General features: G+C 69.0%; 24 protein-coding genes. 9 read left to right on the top strand and 15 right to left on the bottom strand.

Going from position 1 to position 19471, the window contains the following annotated elements:
• Window positions 1–3: 3 nt before the first annotated feature.
• Window positions 4–894, top strand: a complete 891-nt coding sequence (locus tag AB0P11_RS12445; RefSeq protein WP_363522230.1) for an aminoglycoside phosphotransferase family protein — start codon at window positions 4–6, stop codon at window positions 892–894.
• Window positions 895–898: 4 nt separating this feature from the next.
• Here AB0P11_RS12445 and AB0P11_RS12440 read toward each other — a convergent pair whose 3' ends face one another.
• Genes AB0P11_RS12440 through AB0P11_RS12425 form a run of 4 tightly spaced genes read right to left on the bottom strand, consistent with a single transcriptional unit; the run spans window position 899 to window position 3887 of the window.
• Complete coding sequence (locus tag AB0P11_RS12440; RefSeq protein ID WP_363522228.1) at window positions 899–1654, bottom strand: metallophosphoesterase family protein; 756 nt, start codon at window positions 1652–1654, stop codon at window positions 899–901.
• 12 nt (window positions 1655–1666) lie between these two features.
• On the bottom strand, window positions 1667–2317 hold the full coding sequence (locus AB0P11_RS12435) for an alpha/beta family hydrolase (protein ID WP_363522226.1): 651 nt from the start codon (window positions 2315–2317) through the stop codon (window positions 1667–1669).
• Window positions 2317–3120: a DUF4870 domain-containing protein gene (locus AB0P11_RS12430; protein ID WP_363522224.1), complete on the bottom strand. Its 804-nt coding sequence runs from the start codon at window positions 3118–3120 to the stop codon at window positions 2317–2319. Before AB0P11_RS12430 ends, AB0P11_RS12435 begins: the two co-directional genes overlap by 1 nt.
• A complete protein-coding gene (locus AB0P11_RS12425; RefSeq protein WP_363522222.1) occupies window positions 3120–3887 on the bottom strand; it encodes a general stress protein in 768 nt (255 codons plus the stop codon). The genes AB0P11_RS12430 and AB0P11_RS12425 overlap by 1 nt, the downstream gene beginning before the upstream one ends.
• Before the next feature lie 101 nt (window positions 3888–3988).
• Here AB0P11_RS12425 and AB0P11_RS12420 point away from each other — a divergent pair, with 101 nt between their 5' ends.
• The 4 genes from AB0P11_RS12420 to AB0P11_RS12405 are packed head-to-tail and all read left to right on the top strand — an operon-like array spanning window position 3989 to window position 7396.
• The gene (locus tag AB0P11_RS12420; protein WP_053095585.1) at window positions 3989–5254 is read left to right on the top strand and encodes a CBS domain-containing protein; all 1266 of its coding nucleotides are present in this window, start codon (window positions 3989–3991) and stop codon (window positions 5252–5254) included.
• Window positions 5254–5799, top strand: a complete 546-nt coding sequence (locus AB0P11_RS12415) for a DUF1003 domain-containing protein (RefSeq protein ID WP_053095584.1) — start codon at window positions 5254–5256, stop codon at window positions 5797–5799. The genes AB0P11_RS12420 and AB0P11_RS12415 overlap by 1 nt, the downstream gene beginning before the upstream one ends.
• On the top strand, window positions 5796–6914 hold the full coding sequence (locus tag AB0P11_RS12410; RefSeq protein ID WP_363522219.1) for an Mrp/NBP35 family ATP-binding protein: 1119 nt from the start codon (window positions 5796–5798) through the stop codon (window positions 6912–6914). The genes AB0P11_RS12415 and AB0P11_RS12410 overlap by 4 nt, the downstream gene beginning before the upstream one ends.
• Window positions 6915–6922: 8 nt before the next feature.
• The gene (locus tag AB0P11_RS12405; protein ID WP_363522217.1) at window positions 6923–7396 is read left to right on the top strand and encodes a YcxB family protein; all 474 of its coding nucleotides are present in this window, start codon (window positions 6923–6925) and stop codon (window positions 7394–7396) included.
• Window positions 7397–7433: 37 nt separating this feature from the next.
• On the opposite strand, the gene AB0P11_RS12400 is transcribed toward AB0P11_RS12405, so the two are convergent.
• Window positions 7434–7820, bottom strand: a complete 387-nt coding sequence (locus AB0P11_RS12400) for a twin-arginine translocase TatA/TatE family subunit (RefSeq protein WP_053095581.1) — start codon at window positions 7818–7820, stop codon at window positions 7434–7436.
• Between the two features lie 89 nt (window positions 7821–7909).
• On the opposite strand from AB0P11_RS12400, the gene AB0P11_RS12395 reads away from it, so the two are divergent.
• Entirely contained in the window at window positions 7910–8545 is a 636-nt protein-coding gene (locus tag AB0P11_RS12395) for a class I SAM-dependent methyltransferase (protein ID WP_053095580.1), read from the top strand.
• A 91-nt stretch (window positions 8546–8636) separates the two neighbouring features.
• On the opposite strand, the gene AB0P11_RS12390 is transcribed toward AB0P11_RS12395, so the two are convergent.
• The 3 genes from AB0P11_RS12390 to dapE all read right to left on the bottom strand — a co-directional run bounded on the left by AB0P11_RS12390 (window position 8637) and on the right by dapE (window position 11179).
• Window positions 8637–8810, bottom strand: coding sequence for a DUF3117 domain-containing protein (locus AB0P11_RS12390; protein ID WP_067122349.1), 174 nt, complete (start codon window positions 8808–8810; stop codon window positions 8637–8639).
• Window positions 8811–8906: 96 nt separating this feature from the next.
• Entirely contained in the window at window positions 8907–10124 is a 1218-nt protein-coding gene (locus AB0P11_RS12385) for a hypothetical protein (RefSeq protein WP_053095579.1), read from the bottom strand.
• The gene (dapE, locus tag AB0P11_RS12380; RefSeq protein ID WP_056278082.1) at window positions 10106–11179 is read right to left on the bottom strand and encodes a succinyl-diaminopimelate desuccinylase; all 1074 of its coding nucleotides are present in this window, start codon (window positions 11177–11179) and stop codon (window positions 10106–10108) included. Before dapE ends, AB0P11_RS12385 begins: the two co-directional genes overlap by 19 nt.
• Window positions 11180–11244: 65 nt before the next feature.
• Between dapE and dapD the strand changes: the two genes are divergently transcribed.
• Window positions 11245–12198 carry a 2,3,4,5-tetrahydropyridine-2,6-dicarboxylate N-succinyltransferase gene (gene dapD / locus AB0P11_RS12375; protein WP_363522213.1) on the top strand — a complete coding sequence of 318 codons (954 nt, stop codon included), beginning with the start codon at window positions 11245–11247 and terminating at the stop codon, window positions 12196–12198.
• A 227-nt stretch (window positions 12199–12425) separates the two neighbouring features.
• Window positions 12426–13826, top strand: coding sequence for a DEAD/DEAH box helicase (locus AB0P11_RS12370; protein ID WP_053095576.1), 1401 nt, complete (start codon window positions 12426–12428; stop codon window positions 13824–13826).
• A gap of 75 nt (window positions 13827–13901) precedes the next feature.
• Here AB0P11_RS12370 and AB0P11_RS12365 read toward each other — a convergent pair whose 3' ends face one another.
• From AB0P11_RS12365 to AB0P11_RS12335, 7 genes are all read right to left on the bottom strand, one after another.
• Window positions 13902–14372 carry an SRPBCC family protein gene (locus AB0P11_RS12365; RefSeq protein WP_056278076.1) on the bottom strand — a complete coding sequence of 157 codons (471 nt, stop codon included), beginning with the start codon at window positions 14370–14372 and terminating at the stop codon, window positions 13902–13904.
• An 11-nt stretch (window positions 14373–14383) separates the two neighbouring features.
• Window positions 14384–15679 carry a citrate synthase gene (locus AB0P11_RS12360; RefSeq protein ID WP_082586615.1) on the bottom strand — a complete coding sequence of 432 codons (1296 nt, stop codon included), beginning with the start codon at window positions 15677–15679 and terminating at the stop codon, window positions 14384–14386.
• A gap of 168 nt (window positions 15680–15847) precedes the next feature.
• Window positions 15848–16960: a succinyldiaminopimelate transaminase gene (dapC, locus tag AB0P11_RS12355; protein ID WP_363522210.1), complete on the bottom strand. Its 1113-nt coding sequence runs from the start codon at window positions 16958–16960 to the stop codon at window positions 15848–15850.
• Window positions 16961–16963: 3 nt separating this feature from the next.
• Window positions 16964–17284, bottom strand: a complete 321-nt coding sequence (gene fdxA / locus AB0P11_RS12350; RefSeq protein ID WP_042542002.1) for a ferredoxin — start codon at window positions 17282–17284, stop codon at window positions 16964–16966.
• Between the two features lie 9 nt (window positions 17285–17293).
• Entirely contained in the window at window positions 17294–17770 is a 477-nt protein-coding gene (locus AB0P11_RS12345) for a histidinol dehydrogenase (RefSeq protein ID WP_230100669.1), read from the bottom strand.
• A 35-nt stretch (window positions 17771–17805) separates the two neighbouring features.
• On the bottom strand, window positions 17806–18120 hold the full coding sequence (locus AB0P11_RS12340) for an AzlD domain-containing protein (RefSeq protein ID WP_053095573.1): 315 nt from the start codon (window positions 18118–18120) through the stop codon (window positions 17806–17808).
• Window positions 18117–18827 carry an AzlC family ABC transporter permease gene (locus tag AB0P11_RS12335; protein WP_056279009.1) on the bottom strand — a complete coding sequence of 237 codons (711 nt, stop codon included), beginning with the start codon at window positions 18825–18827 and terminating at the stop codon, window positions 18117–18119. The genes AB0P11_RS12340 and AB0P11_RS12335 overlap by 4 nt, the downstream gene beginning before the upstream one ends.
• 93 nt (window positions 18828–18920) lie before the next feature.
• Between AB0P11_RS12335 and AB0P11_RS12330 the strand changes: the two genes are divergently transcribed.
• Window positions 18921–19469, top strand: a complete 549-nt coding sequence (locus AB0P11_RS12330) for an XRE family transcriptional regulator (protein ID WP_187249387.1) — start codon at window positions 18921–18923, stop codon at window positions 19467–19469.
• The last annotated feature ends 2 nt before the right edge of the window (window positions 19470–19471 follow it).

Raw genomic sequence — 19471 nt, 5'->3', positions numbered from 1 at the left:
CGGATGCACGAGGGCGAGCTCGCACTCACGGACGATCGCGCTGCGCGGCTGATCGCGCAGACGTTCCCCGAGCTCGCCCATCTGCCGATCGAGCGCGTCCGCTCGACGGGCACGGTGAACACGATCTTCCGGATCGGCGACGACCTCGCGGCACGGTTCCCCCTCGTCGCAGAATCGCGCGATGTCCTCGGCACCGAGGCCGCGGCGATGGCTGAGCTCGCCGACGTCTGCGGCGTGCCGGCGACGCGGCCTGTCGGACTCGCCGCGGCGACCGAGGAGCATCCTTCTGCCTGGTCGATCCAGACCTGGTTGGCGGGTGTCGCCGCGACCCCCGCCGGCCACGCATCGTCGGAGTCGCTCGTCTCGGACGTCTCCGGGCTGATCACTGTGCTGCGGTCGACCGAGACCCGCGGACGGAAGTTCGACGGGCGCGGCCGCGGTGGTGTTCTCCGTGACCACGACGAGTGGGTCGCGCTCTGCATCGAGCGCAGCGCGCACCAGGTCGATCCTGATCGCGTGGATCGACTCTGGAGCTCGCTGCGCGACGCGCCCCGCGAGGGTGCGGACGTCATGAGCCACCGGGACCTCACGCCGTTCAACCTGCTGGTGGCCGACGATCGTCTCGTCGGTGTCCTCGACGGCGGGGGCTTCGGCCCTGCCGACCCTGCGCTCGATCTCGTCGCCGCGTGGCATCTGTTCGACGCTCGGGGGCGATCCGTCGTGCGTGACCGTCTGCGCGTCTCCGACAGCGAGTGGCGGCGAGGAGCAGCCTGGGCGCTGCAGCAGGCGATGGGCCTCGTCTGGTACTACGAGTCCTCGAACCCCGCCATGAGCGGTCTGGGACGGTCGACGATGAGGCGTCTGCTCGACGATCCGGACCTCGCGAACCTCTGAGCGATCATGGCGTCGCCGTCTGCGATGCCTGCCGCCCTCGATATACGGCGGTGCGGAGCTCGACGGCCCAGACATCGGCGGTCGGCATGTCGAGCGATTCGGCGACGGCGATCTCGGCCTCGACGTCGTAGGGCACGCGCACGAACTGGATCCCGAAGGGATCGTCCGCCGACTGTCCTCCTTCGAGGATCACGTAGGACGGAACGGGTGTGTCGAGCGGGTTCCCGACGCTTCCGACGTTGAACAGCGTACGTCCGTCGTTCGATTCGATGTAGGCGTCGTGGATGTCGGCGTAGCCCACCACATCGGGCAGCGGGCCGTCGCCGGTCATCTCCGTCGCCTCGAACATCGCGGAGAACTGCTCGGGCGTGTGGGCGAAGTGCACGCGGACGTGCGGGCTCTGCGCCGACGCGTGGAACAGGCGGATCCGATGACCGCTGAGGACCAGATCGACACTCAGCGGAAGCGACCGGAGCCACGCCCTGCTCGGCGCCGACAGCTCATCTCGCCACCACAGCATCTCGGACGGCCCGTCGTCGGGGATGGTCGGCAGGAAGTCGTCCCAGTTGCCGCGGACGTTCACCTCGCACACGTCGCGGCAGCGCCGCACGGCGTCTTCGCCTCGTGGCCCCTTGCCCGCCGTGTCCCCGAGGTTGACGATGCGGGTGATGCCCCTGCGATGGATGTCGGCGAGCACCGCCTCGAGAGCGGTCAGGTTTCCGTGGACATCGGAGATCAGGGCGACGCGTTCGAGACTCACCCTGCCATGCTGTCAGGGCCGGACGAACTCCGCGACGATCGGCGCGAGCGACGCGCCGATGTCGGATGCCGCACGCTTGCGCCCCTTCACCTCGAAGGTGTGACCGCCACCCTCGATCCAGACGACGCGGGCGTCCTGACACGTGGAGACGACGTCATCGAACTGTGTCAGAGGTTGGATGAAGGGGTCGTTCGTACCCGCGACGAACAGCTGCGGCGCAGCGACCGCCGGCAGGTGGTCGGCTCTCGGCTTCTCCGGTCTGCCCGGAGCGTGCAGCGGGTAGCCGAGGTAGACGAGACCGTCGACCGCCAGTCCCTCGGCCACGGCCATCGATGCCATGCGTCCGCCGTAGGACTTGCCTGTGGCCCAGATGGCGGCCTCCGCGTCGAGATCGCGCGCGAAGGCCACCGCCGCGTTCCACGTCGCGATCGCGTGTGCCGCAGGCCCCGGCATCCTGCGCCCCTGCTCCACGTAGGGGAAGTTGAACCGCAGGGTGGAGAATCCCCGGTCCGAGAGCGCATCCGAGAATCCCACGAGGAATGGATGGTCCTTGCCCGCACCGGCGCCGTGGGCGATCAGGACTGTCGCGCCGTTGTCGCCGGGCGCCCAGTCGGCAGAGACCGTCGTCACCCCGGAGGGCAGCTCGACAGGGATCTCGAGCATCAGGCCCGCAGGTACGGGATGGCGAACGGCACGCGCATGACCTTGCCGCTCGACGCACGCACCATGCCCACGATCACGAGCACGACGTGCAGCACCGAGAGCGCGAAATAGAGCGTGATGGGGATGCCGAGCGGGTAGAAGCCGGTGGTCGGCGAATCGGAGGTCAGCGCGAACAGCAGCACGAAGTGCGTGACCAGGAGCACCGTGGAGACCAGAAGGTATGTCAGCCCCCAGTTCAGCGCAGCGCGAGCGTTCTCACGCGCGACCCCGCCGTATCGACGGGACGCCCCGCCGCTCACGGCCATGGCGAGTCCGGACGCGAGTCCGCCGACGAACGGGAACGGGATGAGGATCAGCAGGCCCAGTGCCCACGGAAGCAGACCCCGCGGGGGGACGGCCGCAGGGTAGGCGCCGACGGGGTACCCCTGTACGGGGTAGGCCGGCGGCGCGTAGCCCGGTGCCGATTGCTGCGGCGCGTAGCCCGGCGCCTGAGGCGGCGCATACCCCGGGGCCTGGGGTGCCGCATACCCCGGGGCCTGGGGTGCCGCGTACCCCGGGGCCTGCGGCGGTGCGTACCCGGAGCCCTGCGGCGGTGCGTACGCGGAGCCCTGGGGCGGTGCGTAGCCGTGCGACTGCTGCGGGGCTGAGCCGGGCGCCGGCGGCGGGGCGTACGGGTTCAGCGGACGGGCCGGCGCCGCGGGCTGCTGCCCGTCAGGGAAGGGCGGAACGGGAGGCACGGGCGGCGGTGCGGGCTGCGCCGATCGCTCGGACGGGGTCGACGGATCGCGGGGTGCGTCTGACATCAGGCGGGCTCCGCAGACTTCGGAGGAACCCCCGCGCCACCGGTCCCGGGCGCCGTGGGAGACGGCGGCTCCGGATCCGCGGGCCTCGGCGGGACGGCCGGCTCTGCAGGCGGAGTCTCACCGCCGCCCAGCGGCGGTGTCGGCTCGCTGCCGGGAGTCGGATCGGCTCCGGGCGTCGGCTCTTCGGGCGTCGGCTGTGTCGTGGTCGTCGGCTGTCCGGCCGGTTCGTGCGCGCCGGGGGTGATGCGCTCGCCGTACCGCGGCGGCTCGTCGAGGTTCACCGGTGCCCGCGCCGGTGCCGGCGTGGCCGCACCCAGGGCGAGACGGGCCTTCGCGAGCGAAGCGGCCTGGACGCGGACCTCGTAGTGATCGGCCGCGAACTGCGTGACGCTCGCGAAGTCGCGGCGTCGCCGCACGATCGCATACGTGACGAGGCTCAGAAGCATCCCGAGTGCGACGCCGATGAAGACGAATCCGACGAACAGCTGGATCGGAACCTCCGGGTTGCCGATCACGAGGATCGCAGAGAGGAAGAGACCGATGAGCACGCCGTTGATCGCTCCCGATCGGGCGGCTGCTGCATAGCCCAGACGCCCGGTGATGCGCTCGACCGTCCGGACGCTCTGTCCGATGATCGCGATGTCCCGGGCGGGCACCTCCTGGGCGATCAGTTTCGACACCGTCTTCTGGGCGCCTTCGTAATCGCGTGTGGAGGCGACGATCTCGCCCTCATCGCGGCTGTCGGCTGGACGGTTCAGCATGCTCATCCCGCCATTGTTCCATGCCTTGTGGTGACAGGGCCGGGAGTGTGTCGTGCAGCGGTGCCGCCGGGGGCCACCCCTGCGACACCGGCGACTACGCTGGACGAGTGAGCACACAACGGGTATTCGCCGCGCGCCTTGCTGGCTGCGCCGTCTTCGACCCCGTGGGCGACCGGCTCGGCAAAGTCCGTGATGTCGTCATCGTGTACCGAAGTACGGGTGCTCCCCGCGTCATCGGCCTCGTCGTCGAGATCCCCGGGCGCAGACAGGTCTTCCTCTCCATCGGACGGGTGACGTCGATCCGCGCGGGCCAGGTGATCAGCACCGGTCTCATCAATGTGCGCCGATTCTCACCGCGCGCCGGCGAGGTGCGCGTTCTCGCCGAGCTCCTCGGGCGTCGGGTGAGCCTCGTCGACGGCAGCGGCACCGCCGTGATCGAAGACGTCGCCATCGAGCCGAACCGCATCGGGGAATGGGCGATCAGTCAGCTCTTCCTGCGTCGACCGAAGACCAGCGCCTCTCCGTTCGCGAAGGGACCGACCACGTTCGCAGCCTGGAGCGAGGTCGCCGAGCAGCACTCCCCCGGCGAGTCCCAGTCGGCCGAGCAGCTCGTCGCGTCGTACTCGGAGCTCCACGCAGCCGACCTCGCGAACACCCTGCTCGACCTCCCCCAGCAGCGCATGATCGAGGTGGCCGAGGAGCTCTCGGACGACCGCCTGGCCGATGCCCTGGAGGAGATGCCCGAAGACGAGCAGGTGCATATCCTCGATCGACTCGGCGACGAGCGCGCCGCCGACATCCTCGACCAGATGGAACCGGACGACGCCGCGGACCTCCTCGCGCAGCTTCCGCCGAATCGTCTCGAGCAGCTGCTCGAGCTGATGGAGCCCGAAGAGGCCGAGGACGTCAGGATGCTGCTCCGTTACGGCCCCGACACGGCCGGTGGACTCATGACGCCCGAGCCGATCATCCTGTCGGCCGACGCGACAGTGGCCGAGGCGCTCGCCCTCATCCGGCGCCACGAGCTGCACCCCGCCCTTGCAGCCGCGGTCTTCGTGACCCTGCCGCCGTTCGAGACGCCGACCGGTCGGCTGCTCGGCATGGTGCACTTCCAGCGGATGCTGCGCTACCCGCCGCACGAACGTCTCGGGGCCATCATGGACGACAGCCTCGAGCCGGTGCGGGTCACCGCGTCCGCCGCTGAGGTCGCCAGGATGCTGGCGAGCTACGACCTCGTCTCGCTCCCCGTGATCGATGCCGCCCACCGACTGGTCGGCGCGATCAGCATCGACGACGTCCTCGACTACCTGCTCCCCGATGACTGGCGCACGCACGACAGCGACGAGCCGACGGTCTCCAAGGAGGTGCGCTGATGCCCCGCTCCCGCTCGCGCTCGCCTCGGCTCGACGCACCCCTGGGCCGCGGCACCTCCCGCCAGCGCTCGACGTCGCGTGATCGCTTCGGCCGTTTCACCGAGTGGGTCGCCCGCGCCATGGGCACCCCCGCGTTCCTGCTGATCCTCACTCTGTTCTGTGTGCTCTGGATCTGCTGGAACACACTGCTGCCCGACCACCTGCGCTTCGATGACGCGGCGCTCGGTTTCACGGCCCTCACCCTCATGCTCTCGCTGCAGGCGTCGTACGCGGCCCCTCTGATCCTTCTCGCGCAGAACCGCCAGGACGACCGTGACCGAGTGCAGATCGAACAGGATCGTCAGCGGGCCGAGCGCAACCTCGCCGACACCGAGTACCTCGCCCGTGAGATCGTCGCGCTGCGGATGTCGCTCGAGGAGCGCAACAACCAGGTCGTGACCCGCGATGTGCTGCGGCAGGAGCTCAAGTCGCTGCTCGCCGAGCTCGGAGACCATGACGACGAGCCGGTCGAGCGACGCCCCCGCGGCCGCGCCGCATCATCATGAGCACCGCTGATTCCGTGCGGGCGGCCGTAGCCGCGGTCACAGATCCCGAGCTGCGACGCCCCATCGGCGATCTCGACATGGTCAGGGAGATCGACGTCGACGGTCCGCGCGCGCACGTCGCGATCGTCCTCACGATCGTCGGCTGCCCGGCTGCCGCCCGCATCGAATCGGACGTCCGCGCGGCCGCCGCCTCCGTGCCGGGGATCACCGAGGTGGACGTCGAGGTCGGTGTCATGACGCCCACCGAGCGCAAGGCGCTCACCGAGAAGCTGCGCGACGGCCGGCCGCCGCGCCAGATGCCCTTCGGCCCGGACTCGCTCACGCGGGTGATCCTCGTCTCCAGCGGCAAGGGCGGGGTCGGCAAGTCCACGGTGACGGCGAACCTCGCGGTCGCACTCGCCGCGCAGGGTCTCGCAGTCGGTCTCGTCGACGCCGATGTGCACGGCTTCTCGATCCCCGGGCTCCTCGGCATCCCCGCGGGGACACAGCCCACGCGCATCGATGACCTCATGCTCCCGCCCGTCGCCCACGGAGTGAAGACGATCTCCATCGGCATGTTCCTGCGCGACGGCGAGGCCGTGGTGGCCTGGCGCGGTCCGATGCTGCACCGCACAGTGCAGCAGTTCCTGACGGACGTGTTCTTCGGCGACCTCGACATCCTGCTGATCGACATGCCCCCCGGCACCGGCGACATCGCGATCTCGATCGGGCAGCTGTTGCCGCACGCCGAGGTGCTCGTCGTGACGACCCCGCAGGCGGCCGCATCCGACGTGGCGATCCGCAGCGGGCTGGTGGCGCGTCAGACCGGTCAGCGGGTGATCGGCGTGGTCGAGAACATGGGCGCGCTCACCCTGCCGGACGGCACCGTGATAGACCTGTTCGGCTCGGGTGGAGGTGCCGCCGTCGCAGAGGCGCTGTCCGAGACGCAGTCCGTCCCACTGCTGGCGTCGATCCCGCTCAGCTCCGCGCTGCGCTCCGGAGGCGACGACGGTGTGCCGGTCGTCCTGAGCGACGGCGCCGATGCGGCGGCGACGGCGATCCGTGATCTGGCCCGCACTCTCGCCGGACAGGGGCGCGGACTCGCCGGCCGGTCGCTTCCCATGAATGTCGGATAGGCCCGACCATGACTGTCACCGTCGATGAGCGGTTGCTTCGGGGAATGGCTCGAGATGCGGCGGTCTACGCGCTCACTCGTCCTGCGGCGATCGTGATGTGGATCGCCCTCGCTGCAGCGCTCGCGCTGAGCATCCTGAATCTGAGCGCGACCGGAGGCAACCCGGGGCTGTCGGGTCTGCTCCCCGTCGCGAGCATCGGTCTGATGGTCTATGCCGTCGTGATGACGATCGTCGGAGCACGGCGTGCCGTGCATTTGGCGACCCCGCCAGGCACCGTCGTCTGGGTGCGACTGGGCGACACTGCCCTGCACATCGGCGCGGGGCGTCGCTCGTCCGACATCGACTACAGCACCTTCCAGAGCGTGCGAGCAGGCGCTGACGCGGTACTGCTCAAGCTGCGTGGCGCGTCGGCGATCACCGCCATCCCCCGGTCACTGGTGACGGACGACGACCTCGCCACGCTGCGCGCGCGCATCGGCTGAGCCTTCGCACCGGAGCTCCGCCGGGCGGAGACTCGGGCTATGTCGCTTCGGAATCGTACGGCGGAGGACTCGCGACCGAGAACTCCGGTCGCACCCTCGCCGTCCGCACCGGTTTCACCGTCGGCTCCGCAACGACTGCCTCCGCACGGGCGGGACCGGGCGCAGCGTCGTCTTCGAAGAGCGCGTCGCGGATGATGCGCCGGGGGTCGTACTGCCGTGGATCGAGTTTGCGCCAGTCGACGTCGTCGATCTCGGGACCCATCTCGTCGCGGACACGCGATTTGGTGTCGCGGAGGAACTCGCCGGCGCGCCGAGCGAGCTTGGCGACGCTCTCGGCGTAGCGGGGCAGCCGCTCCGGTCCGATGAGAAGCACAGCGATCAGACCGATGAGCAGCAGCTTCTCGAAGGTGATCCCGAACTGCATCTGTCCAGGCTACCGCCGCGCCTGCCGTTGTGCCGCGCACCGAGCGCATACCCTGGGAGAACACATATCTCAGTCGGGAGAATCAGGCAATGAGCGAGAACGATGCGAATGCACGTTTCATCCGCGAGTCCATCGCGGAGCCGTCGCCGATCGCCCGCGCGCGTGCGCACGCCATCGAACTCGGCGCGTCGCCGATCAGCGCGGCCGTCGGCTCGCAGATCGCCGTGCTGGCCGCCGCGACCGGTGCCAGATCGATCGTCGAGATCGGCACGGGCGCCGGAGTCTCGGGGCTCTGGCTGCTGCGCGGCGCGCCGCAGGCGGTGCTGACCTCGATCGACAACGAGCCCGAGCACCTCGCCGCCGCCCGTCAGGCCTTCTCCGACGCACGCGTCCCCGCGACGAAGGCGCGTTTCATCACAGGTCGCGCGGCCGACGTGCTGCCCCGCATGAACGAGGCGTCATACGACATCGTGCTGGTCGATGCCGACCCCGAGAACGTCATCGACTACGTCGAGCATGGCCTGCGGCTGGTGCGTCGAGGCGGAATGGTTCTCGTCCCCCGCATTCTCGGAGGCGGCCGTGTCGCCGATCCGGTGCAGCGCGACGAGGTGACCTCCGCCTACCGCTCGCTCGTGCAGGAGACTCAGGAGTCATCAGCCGTGCTCGCGACCGTCTCTGCCTCCGGCGAGGGGCTGCTGCAGCTGATCAGCGTCGGCGAGAGCTGAGCCGAACACCGTCGTGAAGGGACGGAAGAGGGCGACGGATCATCGATCCGTCGCCCTCTTGGTGAATCCGCGTGCGCGAATTCGAGTTCGATCAGGCGGGCGTCACGACGGCTGCCAGCACGTCGTGAAGCTCCTTCGCCTCTGCGTCGTTCACGGAGACGACCAAACGGCCGCCGCCTTCGAGCGGGACGCGCACGATGATGAGTCGCCCTTCTTTCACGGCCTCCATGGGTCCGTCTCCGGTCCTCGGCTTCATCGCTGCCATCGTGGGCTCCTTTTCCTCCGGTGGTATGCGATCAGTTTATCGGGTGTTACCGGAACCTGGATGTCCCCTATGAAGAAATGCATCAAGCCTTAACATTCACGGCACCTGCCAGAAGGTGTTCCCCAGGGCGTAGATGTGGAATATCCACAGCCACTGCCCCAGCAGGCAGACGGCCAGGACCCCGAGCCGCCAGACGCGCGAGCGCGGCACCGCGAGTGCTCCCCAGATCGGGCTCACGGGCAGCAGCAGCCGGAAGGTGCTCGACTGAGGGAAGAACACCGCGAGCAGGTAGAGGAGGTAACTCGCGCTCCACAGCCGCAGGTCGGGACCCAGCGCACGCACCTGCGGCACGTAGAGCAGGGCGGCACCCGCTGCCACCACCAGGAGCGCGACGGCGACCGGCCCCCACGAGCCGGGGAGTCCCCACTGACCGAACCAGAACTGGGATGCCTGGACCCACCCTTCGAAAGGCACGAACCCGTCGACACCGCCCACGAGCCAGTTGCGACGCCAGGAGAGCTCGGTCGCCAGGTACGCACCGGGATCGCCGGTCACGACGCCGGCGATGACCTGCCACGAGAAGCCCGCGACCGTGGCGAGTGCGCCGAGCGCCACGATGTGCACGATCTCCCGCGGGGCGAGCGGATCATCCCTGCGATGCCACCAGCGGAGGATGCCGTGCAGACCCAGGTACAGCGCGAACGCGAGAATCCCCGGTCTGGTGAACGCCATCACGGGGATGAGGAGATACAGCCATGCGTAGTTCCGTCGCACCGTGGCATCGAGAGCCAGGAAGAGCAGCAGCAGGAACAGGGTCTCGGCGTACCCCACCTGGAACATCGCCGCGATCGGTCCGGAGGCGAAGAACACCACCGCCCACATCGCCGCACGCGCGCCGATCCGATCGCGCAGCAATCGGTGCAGCGCGAGACAGGCGAGGTAGCCGGCCACGAATGACAGCAGGAAGGCGCCCATCCCCCAGGACCCGAACACGAAGCCGATCGCCTTGGCGGCGAAGGCGAACACCGGCATGAACGCCCAGGCGTTCTCAGCGACGTCACCCGATTCGGTGAGCGGCAGATCCGAGGGGTATCCCTCTTCGGCGACGAGCCAGTACCACTGCGCGTCCCACCCGACGATGAAATCGGCGAGGCCCGGTTCTGCGCCGAACCTCGACAGCGATGTCGACTGCGTCGCCGCCGCGATCATCATCGCGGTCGTCACCGCGCGAGCGGCGAGGTAGATCAGGGCCACGCGCAGCGCCAGTGGCGCTGCGGCCCACCGGCGGGTCGCGGTCAGCGCGAGCTGAGCCATGCGCGCAGTCCTCGCTCGACGGCGTCGATCTGCGCGAGCGGCACGCGCTCCTCGTCATGGTGCGCGAGGTGCGGGTCTCCCGGTCCGTAGTTCACGGCGGGGATGCCGAGGGCGGAGAACCGAGCGACATCGGTCCAGCCGTACTTCGGGCGAGGCTCGGCGCCGACGGCGGCCACGAAGTCTTGGGCGATCGGCGCGTCGAGGCCCGGCCGCGCGCCTTCTGCGGCGTCCGTGATCTCCACGTCGAAGCCGGCGAGGAGGTTGCGGATGTGCGCTTCTGCATCTGCTGCCGACTTGCTCGGAGCGAACCGGTAGTTCACCTCGACCTCGCAGGCATCGGGGATCACGTTGCCTGCGACCCCGCCTGTGATGCGCACGGCGCTCATGCTCTCCCGATACAGGAGTCCGTCGACCGCGATCTCTCGTGCACGGTACTCGGCCAGGCGCGCGAGGATCGGGGCTGCCCGATGGATGGCGTTCTCACCGATCCACGCACGTGCCGCGTGCGCACGCACGCCGGTGGTGCGCACGATCGCGCGCATCGTGCCGTTGCAGCCACCCTCGACCTCGCCGTTGGACGGCTCGCCGAGGATCGCGAAGTCGGCCTGGAAGAGATCCGGCCGCACCGCGGCGAGGAGCGCCAGCCCGTTCTTCGAGGCCTCCACCTCTTCGTTGTCGTACCACATCCAGGTGATGTCGACCGAGGGCTCGGTGAGCTCGGCGGCGAGCTTCAGCTGCACAGCGGTGCCGCTCTTCATGTCGACGGTTCCCCGGCCCCAGATGTACTCGACGCCGTCGATCTCGACGTCCTTCGTCGGCACGTTGCCGTTGATCGGCACGGTGTCGATGTGTCCGGCGATCGCGACCCGCTGCGCTCGCCCGAGATCGGTGCGCGCGACGATCGTGTTGCCGTGGCGGATCACCTCGAGATGGGGATACGCGGAGATCGCCTGCTCGATGGCATCCGCAAGCGCCTTCTCGTCACCCGACACGCTCGGGATGTCGCAGATCGCACGGGTCAGGTCGACGGAGGACGCGGTCAGATCGAGCATCATGCCCCCAGCCTACTTACCCCGACATCTGGACCATCCCTCGTCGCCTGTCGCGATACCGTGGAGGTATGACTGAGGCGCGCACCGTGTGGGGTACTGGACTGTCGACGATCGCCGGTGACGGCACCGTACTGGATGCCTGGTTCCCCGAGGTGACGGCCGTCGAGCCCGGTGCCGACGACGCGGGCACCGCGCTCGCGGCGCTCGAGGAGTTCACCGGTCCGGACGAACGTCGCAACGTCTCGGTGCAGACGGTACAGCTGCAGATCGATCTCGATGCGGCGCCGGCCTCGACCGCTGACGCCTATCTGCGGCTGCACACACTGTCGCACCTCCTGGTGCGACCGAACGAACTCAACCTCGACGGCATCTTCGCGCATCTGCCGAACGTGGCGTGGACGAATGCCGGCCCCATGCACCCCGTGGATGCCGCGCGGCTTCGACCCGTGCTCCAGCGCTCAGGGATCCAGGTTCAGGGGCTCGACAAGTTCCCCCGGCTCACCGACTACGTGCAGCCTGCCGGTGTGCGCATCGCAGATGCGTCGCGCGTCCGCCTGGGCGCGCACCTCTCCCCCGGCACGACCGTCATGCACGAGGGCTTCGTGAACTTCAACGCAGGCACCCTCGGTGCGTCGATGGTCGAAGGACGTATCTCCCAGGGCGTCGTGGTGGGCGACGGCAGCGACATCGGCGGCGGCTCGTCGATCATGGGCACGCTCTCGGGCGGCGGCGCACACCGCGTCTCCATCGGGGCACGCACGCTGCTGGGAGCCAACGCGGGCATCGGCATCTCGCTCGGCGATGACTGCGTCGTCGAGGCCGGACTGTACGTGACGGCCGGCACGAAGGTCGTGCTGGTCGACGGCCCGGCGACGCCTGACGGCGGCAGGAACACCGCCAAGGGTTCCGAGCTGTCCGGACGCGACGGACTGCTGTTCCGCCGCAACTCGCTGAGCGGCGCGGTCGAAGCCGTGCAGCGCGCCGGCGTCGGTGTGACCCTCAACGACGCACTCCACGCCTGATCGCACGACTCGCTGAGAGCGGGCCGTCTCAGCCTTCTCCGGGACTGCCGTGATAGTGTCGCGGTGACGCCACTCGCACTGCGAGACGTCTGCGTCGTCGACACGCTCCCGCGCCACTTGCCTGGTTCTGGCCATTTCGAACGGCGAAACGATGCGCGATCCCGCGCCGTCGCCCACCTTCCGCACCCGGCCCCTCGGCTCGTGCGTGCATTTCTCGGAGATACTTCATGACTTCCTTCCTCGATCTCGGCGTGCCCGCCGACCTCGCCGCCGTCCTCGCGAAGGACGGCAAGACCGAGGCGTTCGCGATTCAGCGCGACACGCTTCCCGACTCGCTCGGCGGACGCGACCTCCTCGGCCGCGGCCGCACCGGCAGCGGCAAGACGATCGCCTTCGCGCTCCCCCTCGTCGCCCGCCTCGCCGCCTCGTCGCGCAAGAGCCGCCCCGGGCACCCCCGAGGACTCGTCCTCGCTCCGACCCGTGAGCTCGCGACCCAGATCGCCGCGACCATCGCGCCCCTCGCCGAGGCGAAGGGCCTGCGCGTCACCACCGTGTTCGGCGGCGTCAGCCAGCGTCCCCAGGAACAGGCCATGCGCAACGGCGTCGACATCGTCGTCGCGTGCCCCGGCCGCCTCGAAGACCTGATGAAGCAGCGGGTCGTGCAGCTCGACTCCGTCGAGGTGACTGTGCTCGACGAGGCCGATCACATGGCCGACCTCGGCTTCCTGCCGGGTGTCACCCGCATCCTCACCGCCACGCCCGCCGGCGGACAGCGCCTGCTGTTCAGCGCCACGCTGGACCGCGGCATCGACACCCTCGCCCGCCGGTTCCTCTCGAACGCCGTGAGCCACGAGGTGGACGAGGAGAGCGTGCCCGTCGGCGAGATGACGCACCGCGTGCTCGTCGTCGACTCCACCGACAACAAGACCACTCTCGTGCGCGAGCTCGCCTCGGGCACCGGTCGCCGCATCCTCTTCACCCGCACGAAGCACCAGGCGAAGAAGCTCGCGAAGCAGCTGACCGCGGCGGGCATCCCCGCTGTCGATCTGCACGGAAACCTCTCGCAGAACGCGCGTGAGCGCAACCTCGGCGCCTTCTCGTCAGATCCCGCCGACGGAGGCGTGCGCGTCCTCGTCGCGACCGACGTCGCCGCCCGTGGCGTGCACGTCGACAACGTCGACCTCGTCGTCCACGTCGACCCGCCCATGGAGCACAAGGCATACCTGCACCGCTCCGGCCGCACCGCCCGTGCGGGAGCCGCGGGAACCGTCGTCACGGTGGTCCTCCCCGAGCAGCGTCGTGATGTGAAGGACCTCCTGCGCAAGGCGTCGATCACCGCCGCGCTCGAGCCCGTCACGTCGAACGCCGTCACCGAGCTCGTCCCCGAGCGTGCGCCGCACGTTCGTCCGGCTCCGGTTCAGCCCCAGCAGCAGCAGCGTCAGTCGTCGAAGCAGCGCCCCGCCGGTGGCGAGCGCAATTCAGCGGCCAACCCGCCGTCGCGCCGCAGCCGTCGTCCGCGCTCGGGCCAGGGCGGCCAGGGCGCCACGGCCGGCAGCCGTCAGGGTGGCCAGGGCGGATCCCGCTCCGGCGGCCAGGGCGGCCGTGGTCGCGGTTCGCAGGGCCGCTGACCCGAGAGACATACAGGCGGGTGCGCCGACGCTCAGCGTCGGGGCACCCGCCTTCTTCGTCCCGCCTGCGCGAGGTCAGCCGCGAACGGCGGCCAGCACCTGCGGATCTGAGCACCCTCGGGCGAAACCGGCGATGCGCCGACGGATCTCGAGCCCGAGCACCCGCGCGCCGATCCACTCGGCGATCGGCGCGAGCCAGGTCGGCTGACACGAGAAGTTGTACTTCCAGACGGCGAGCGTGCCCTCAGGCACCTCGGTGAACCGCCAGCCTCCGCCGAGCTTCGTGAAGAACCACGGCCCGGTCTCCATGACCATCCCGACGTTCCTCGGCGGGGCGTAGGACACATACCGGCTCACCATCGACAAGCCGAAGCGCTGCCTGGTGAACGTCCGCACATCCTTGGCCGCGACATCGGCGCCATCGAGGAAGTGCTGCTCACTGATGAACGGATCCCACCGGCGTCGGATCGCACCCGTCGTCTGTGAGACGGCGAAGGCCGTCGCCGGATCCACCGGCACGACGGCCTCCGCGCTCACGACAGGCATCGCGAGTCGATTCAGCGGGTCTGGAAGGTGCGCTCGGGAGATCCTGTGTAGAGCTGCTGCGGGCGACCGATCTTGGTCTGCGGGTCGAGCTGCAGCTCGCGCCACTGTGCGAGCCAACCGGGCAGACGGCCGATCGCGAACAGCACGGTGAACATGCGCGTCGGGAAGCCCATCGCCTTGTAGATCACGCCGGTGTAGAAGTCGACGTTCGGGTAGAGGCGACGCTCCTTGAAGTAATCGTCGGCGAGAGCCAGCTCCTCGAGCTCCTGAGCGAGGTCGAGCAGCGGATCCGTGACGCCGAGCTCGGCGAGCACCTCGCCCGCCGCCTCCTTGACGAGCTTGGCGCGCGGGTCGTAGTTCTTGTAGACCCGGTGCCCGAAGCCCATCAGCTTCACGCCCTCTTCCTTGTTCTTCACCCGCTCGACGAAGCGCGAGACGCTCTGACCGGAATCGCGGATCTGCCCGAGCATGGTGAGCACGGCTTCGTTCGCACCGCCGTGCAGCGGGCCGGAGAGAGCCTGGATGCCGGCGGAGATCGAGGCGAACTGGTTCGCGCCCGTCGAGCCGACGAGACGCACAGTCGAGGTCGACGCGTTCTGCTCGTGGTCCTCGTGCAGGATCAGCAGCAGCTCGAGGGCCTTCGACATCACGGGGTTGACCTGATACTCCTCGGAATGCACGCCGAAGTTGAGCTTCAGGAAGTTCTCGACGAAGCCGAGGGAGTTGTCGGGGTACAGGAACGCCTGGCCGATGCTCTTCTTGTGTGCATACGCCGCGATGACCGGCAGCTTGGCCAGCATCCGGATCATGTTCAGCTCGACGTGCTCGGGGTTGTGCGGGTCGGTCTGACCCTCGTAGTAGGTCGAGAGGGCTGCGACGGCAGACGACAGCACCGACATGGGGTGCGCGGTGTGCGGAAGCGCCGAGAAGAAGCGCTTGAGGTCTTCATGCAGCAGTGTGTGCCGCCGGATCTTCTCGTCGAACTCGGCGAGCTCGGCGGCGGAGGGAAGCTCGCCGTAGATGAGGAGCCAGGCGACCTCGAGGTAGCTCGTCGAACCGGCAAGCTGCTCGATCGGATACCCGCGGTAGCGCAGGATGCCCTTGTCTCCGTCGATGAACGTGATCGCGGACTTCGTCGACGCCGTGTTGACGAACCCGTAGTCGAGTCCCGTGTAACCCGTCTGCCGCGTCAGCGTCGAGAAGTCGATGCTGTCGTTGCCGGCCGTGCCGCGCACGAGTGGGAATTCAGCGGTCGTATCGCCGATCGTCAGCTTCGCCGTCGCCTGCTGCTCTGCCGCTGCGCTCACGCGGGCCTCCTCATGGATCTTCATCAAGTCGGATGTGGCGATGTCACGGCGCTGTGCACCAGGTCAGTTCGAGATCGTCGATACACGACCGAATCGCCTTTACAGCCTAGTAGGCACACAGGCCTACTGTGACAACCGACAAAAGAACCACTGATCTGAGGCCAGAACCTACACGGCCTGTGCGTGCAGACGCCGCGCGCCCTCAGCGATCCTGTCGGAGGAAGCCGTCAGAGCCAGTCGCACGTGCTGGGTCGAGAACTCACCGTAGAACGGACCGGGACCCGCCAGGATGCCGAGATCGGCGAGCCGCTCGATGCTCGCCCACGCGTCCTGCCCCTCCGTCGCCCACAGGTAGAGCCCGGCCTCCGAGCCGTCGATCCGGAACCCCGCCGCCTCGAGCGCAGGCCGCAGCATGTCGCGTCGCGCTCGGTAGAGCGCCTTCTGAGCGGCGACGTGCTCGTCATCGCCCAGCGCCACTGCCATGGCGTGCTGCACCGGCTCTGGCGGCATCAGGCCCAGGTGCTTGCGCGCGGTGAGCAGTTCGCCGACGATGCGCGCACACCCTGCGACGAATGCCGCACGATAGCCGGCGAGATTCGACTGCTTGCTGAGCGAGTAGACGCTGAGCAGATTCGCCCTGCTGCCACCGGTCACGCGAGGGTCGAGGATCGACGGAATCGGCTCAGTCGCCCATCGACCGTCCCAGCCGAGCTCGGCGTAGCACTCGTCGCTCGCGAGCACGGCTCCCAGCTCTCGAGCCCGCTCGACCGCAGCAGCCAGTTCCTCCACGGTCCAGGTACGGCCGTCCGGATTCCCGGGCGTGTTGATCCAGATGAGCTTGGTGCCGTCAGGCCACTCCGTCGGATCGTCGGACGGCAGCGGGGTCGCTCCCACGACGCGAGCACCCACCTCATAGGTCGGGTAGGCGATTCGGGGATGCACCACGATGTCGCTCTCCCCCAGACCCAGAAGAGTCGGCAGCAGAGCCACCAGCTCCTTCGAGCCGATGGTGGGCAGGACGTTGTCGACGGTCAGGTCGCTCACTCCCCTGCGCCGCGCGTACCACTCGACGATCGCCTCACGAAGGGCGGGAGTGCCGACGGTCTGAGGGTAGGCGTGCGCATCGGTCGCCTCCGACAGTGCCCGGCGGATCAGCTCGGGCGTCGGGTCGACGGGCGAACCGACCGACAGGTCGACGATTCCGTCCGGATGACGCGCGGCGCGTTCGCGGTAGGGAACGACCGCATCCCACGGGTAGTCGGCGAGATCGCGAACACTCACGGACTACTCGCCCTGCGGCGGGAGAGCGGCGATGATCGGGTGATCGTGTGCGATGACGCCGACCTTGGCCGCACCGCCCGGGGAGCCCACCTCGTCGAAGAACTCGACGTTGGCCTTGTAGTAGTCCTGCCACTCGTCGGGCAGGTCGTCTTCGTAGTAGATCGCCTCGACCGGGCAGACGGGTTCGCACGCGCCGCAGTCGACGCATTCGTCGGGGTGGATGTACAGCGAGCGTTCGCCCTCATAGATACAGTCAACGGGGCACTCGTCGATGCAGGCGCGATCCTTGACATCGACGCACGGGAGGGCGATCACATACGTCACCCCTCCAGTCTACGACTCGCCGCCGGTCCGATCGCCCAGGACGGGGGCACGAGGGGCGGTCGCCTCGTCTGCGCCGGGCGCCGTGCCGGATGCCGCGGCCGTCGACGCCTGCGCCTCGGTGCGAGTCGGAAGCCGCGAGAACGAGGGCCATGCGACAGCGAGGAGCACGAGCCCCGCGACGAGATAGGTCCAGATGCGACCGCTGAGCGTGTCTTCGACGACCACCGATCCCCCGGGCCCGACGCCGGAGATGAGCACCAGCATGCCGAGCATGCCGAGCCCCGCGGCGAGAGTCGCGCCTCGGTCGTGGGTGAGCGCGCGGATCGCGACGAGGATCGCGCCGCACGCGATCGCTCCGACGATGAGTCCGACGGGCACGGGACCCCACATGAGGCTGTGACCGATCGTCCCTGCGACGCCGAACACGCCGCCGACGAGAGCCGCGGCGATCCAGGAGAGCACCCGGGAGATCCATCCGATACGCACGAGTCGATCCTACGCGCGCCGCCGCGAAGGGGCGCTCAGACAGCGAGCCCGAACAGGCGCAGGAGAGCCGCGACGAGGGCGGCCGCGACCACCACGACGAGGAACGACTGACGCAGCCAGAGAAGCCCGGCCGCGACGAGCAGAGCGGGAACCCGTGCATCGACGACGACGGCCTGCCCGGCTCCGAGGGTCTGCACGGCCACGAGCGCGGCGAGCAGGGCCACGGTGAGCAGATCGGAGATGCGCGCCGGTCGCGGTGCCTCGAGCACCGAGGGCGGCACGAGGTACCCGGCGGCCTTCAGAGCGAGGCAGATCACCGCAGCGAGAAGGATCGCACTCCAGATGCTCACGCGGCGGCCTCCCCACCGTCGAGTGCGGAGGCATCGACTCGACCGAGCCAGTTGAACCAGCCCACGATGATCGCGACGACGGCTGCCACGAGCACGGGCAGCCCGGGCATGATGAACGGCGTGAGGGCGGCCGCCACCACCGCCGCAGCCACCCCGACCGCTATGGCCTGACGTTCCTTCAGGCGCGGCCAGAGCAGAGCCAGGAACGCCGCGGCCGCCGCAGCATCCAGCCCCCAGGTCTTGGGGTCACCGAGCACGTCGCCGACGAGTGCCCCGATCAGGGTCGTGATGTTCCAGCCGATGAAGATGCCGATCCCGGTGACCCAGAAGCCGACCTGCCTCAGCCGCGGATCAGTCTGCGAGATGGCCACGGCGGTCGACTCGTCGATCGTGAAGTGCGCCGCCGCTATCCGCCGTCCGGTGGTCGTGCCGACGACGGGTGACATCCGCATGCCGTATGCGACATTGCGCACTCCCAGCAGCGCGGCCGACGCGATCGCCGACGGCAGTGCGGACACTCCTCCGGCGGCGAAGACTCCGACGAAGGCGAACTGCGACCCGCCCGTGAACATCAGCAGGCTCAGCACGCACGCCTGCCAGACGTCGAGTCCGGATGCCACGGCCAGCGCGCCGAACGAGATGCCATAGGCGCTGGTGGCGAGCACGACTCCCAGCGCTTCACGCCAGACCTCGCGGTCGGCGCTCATCGCACGATCGTTCGCTGCGGTGAACACATGACCATCATTCTGAACGCGGTGTCCGGGATAGTCAAGCGAACGATCGTTTGACATGATGAACACATGGAGGAACTCCGAACGCGCATCGCCCGCACTCTGCGCAGAGAGAGGGAGAGAGCCGGACTGTCCGTGTCGGAGTTGGCGCGTCGAGCGGGAATCTCGAAGGCGACCGTCTCCCAACTGGAGTCCGGTGCCGGCAACCCCAGCGTCGAGACGCTCTGGGCGCTCGGCGTCGCGCTCGGGGTGCCGTTCGCCGTCCTCGTCGATCAGCAGAGCAACGCGCCGACGCTCATCCGCGCCGATGACCTCACGGGCGTCCCGTCGTCGGTCGCCGCGTACAGCGCGACCCTGCTCTCAGCGAGCCCGCCGGGTGCGAGGCGGGATGTGTACCTGATCCACGCGGATCCGGGGGATCCACGCCGCTCCGATCCGCATCACGTGGGAACGACCGAACACGTGATCCTCATCTCCGGCCAGGCTCGGATCGGTCCGTCGGACGCCCCCGTGCTGCTGAACCCGGGCGACTATCTCTCGTACGCCGGAGACGCGCCCCACGTGTTCGAGGCGACCGTCGCCTCGACCAGTGCGGTGCTCATCTCGGAGCTGCGCTGAGC

Origin of the sequence: Microbacterium sp. NPDC079176 (assembly GCF_040686675.1) — a bacterium.
GTDB lineage: Bacteria > Actinomycetota > Actinomycetes > Actinomycetales > Microbacteriaceae > Microbacterium.
Note: the sequence above shows the minus strand (reverse complement) of the source record. Positions and strands in the feature narration are given on the sequence as shown.

Coding starts and splice junctions, on each gene's coding strand:
- AB0P11_RS12425 (WP_363522222.1), bottom strand. CDS start 3,887: ATGAGCATGCTGAACCGTCCAGCCGACAGCCGCGATGAGGGCGAGATC.
- dapD (WP_363522213.1), top strand. CDS start 11,245: ATGACTGAGGCGCGCACCGTGTGGGGTACTGGACTGTCGACGATCGCC.
- dapE (WP_056278082.1), bottom strand. CDS start 11,179: ATGATGCTCGATCTGACCGCGTCCTCCGTCGACCTGACCCGTGCGATC.
- AB0P11_RS12390 (WP_067122349.1), bottom strand. CDS start 8,810: ATGGCAGCGATGAAGCCGAGGACCGGAGACGGACCCATGGAGGCCGTG.
- AB0P11_RS12405 (WP_363522217.1), top strand. CDS start 6,923: ATGACTGTCACCGTCGATGAGCGGTTGCTTCGGGGAATGGCTCGAGAT.
- AB0P11_RS12330 (WP_187249387.1), top strand. CDS start 18,921: ATGGAGGAACTCCGAACGCGCATCGCCCGCACTCTGCGCAGAGAGAGG.
- AB0P11_RS12370 (WP_053095576.1), top strand. CDS start 12,426: ATGACTTCCTTCCTCGATCTCGGCGTGCCCGCCGACCTCGCCGCCGTC.
- AB0P11_RS12415 (WP_053095584.1), top strand. CDS start 5,254: ATGCCCCGCTCCCGCTCGCGCTCGCCTCGGCTCGACGCACCCCTGGGC.
- AB0P11_RS12410 (WP_363522219.1), top strand. CDS start 5,796: ATGAGCACCGCTGATTCCGTGCGGGCGGCCGTAGCCGCGGTCACAGAT.
- AB0P11_RS12400 (WP_053095581.1), bottom strand. CDS start 7,820: ATGCAGTTCGGGATCACCTTCGAGAAGCTGCTGCTCATCGGTCTGATC.
- AB0P11_RS12365 (WP_056278076.1), bottom strand. CDS start 14,372: ATGCCTGTCGTGAGCGCGGAGGCCGTCGTGCCGGTGGATCCGGCGACG.
- AB0P11_RS12395 (WP_053095580.1), top strand. CDS start 7,910: ATGAGCGAGAACGATGCGAATGCACGTTTCATCCGCGAGTCCATCGCG.
- AB0P11_RS12430 (WP_363522224.1), bottom strand. CDS start 3,120: ATGTCAGACGCACCCCGCGATCCGTCGACCCCGTCCGAGCGATCGGCG.
- AB0P11_RS12445 (WP_363522230.1), top strand. CDS start 4: ATGCACGAGGGCGAGCTCGCACTCACGGACGATCGCGCTGCGCGGCTG.
- AB0P11_RS12435 (WP_363522226.1), bottom strand. CDS start 2,317: ATGCTCGAGATCCCTGTCGAGCTGCCCTCCGGGGTGACGACGGTCTCT.
- AB0P11_RS12385 (WP_053095579.1), bottom strand. CDS start 10,124: ATGGCTCAGCTCGCGCTGACCGCGACCCGCCGGTGGGCCGCAGCGCCA.
- AB0P11_RS12335 (WP_056279009.1), bottom strand. CDS start 18,827: ATGAGCGCCGACCGCGAGGTCTGGCGTGAAGCGCTGGGAGTCGTGCTC.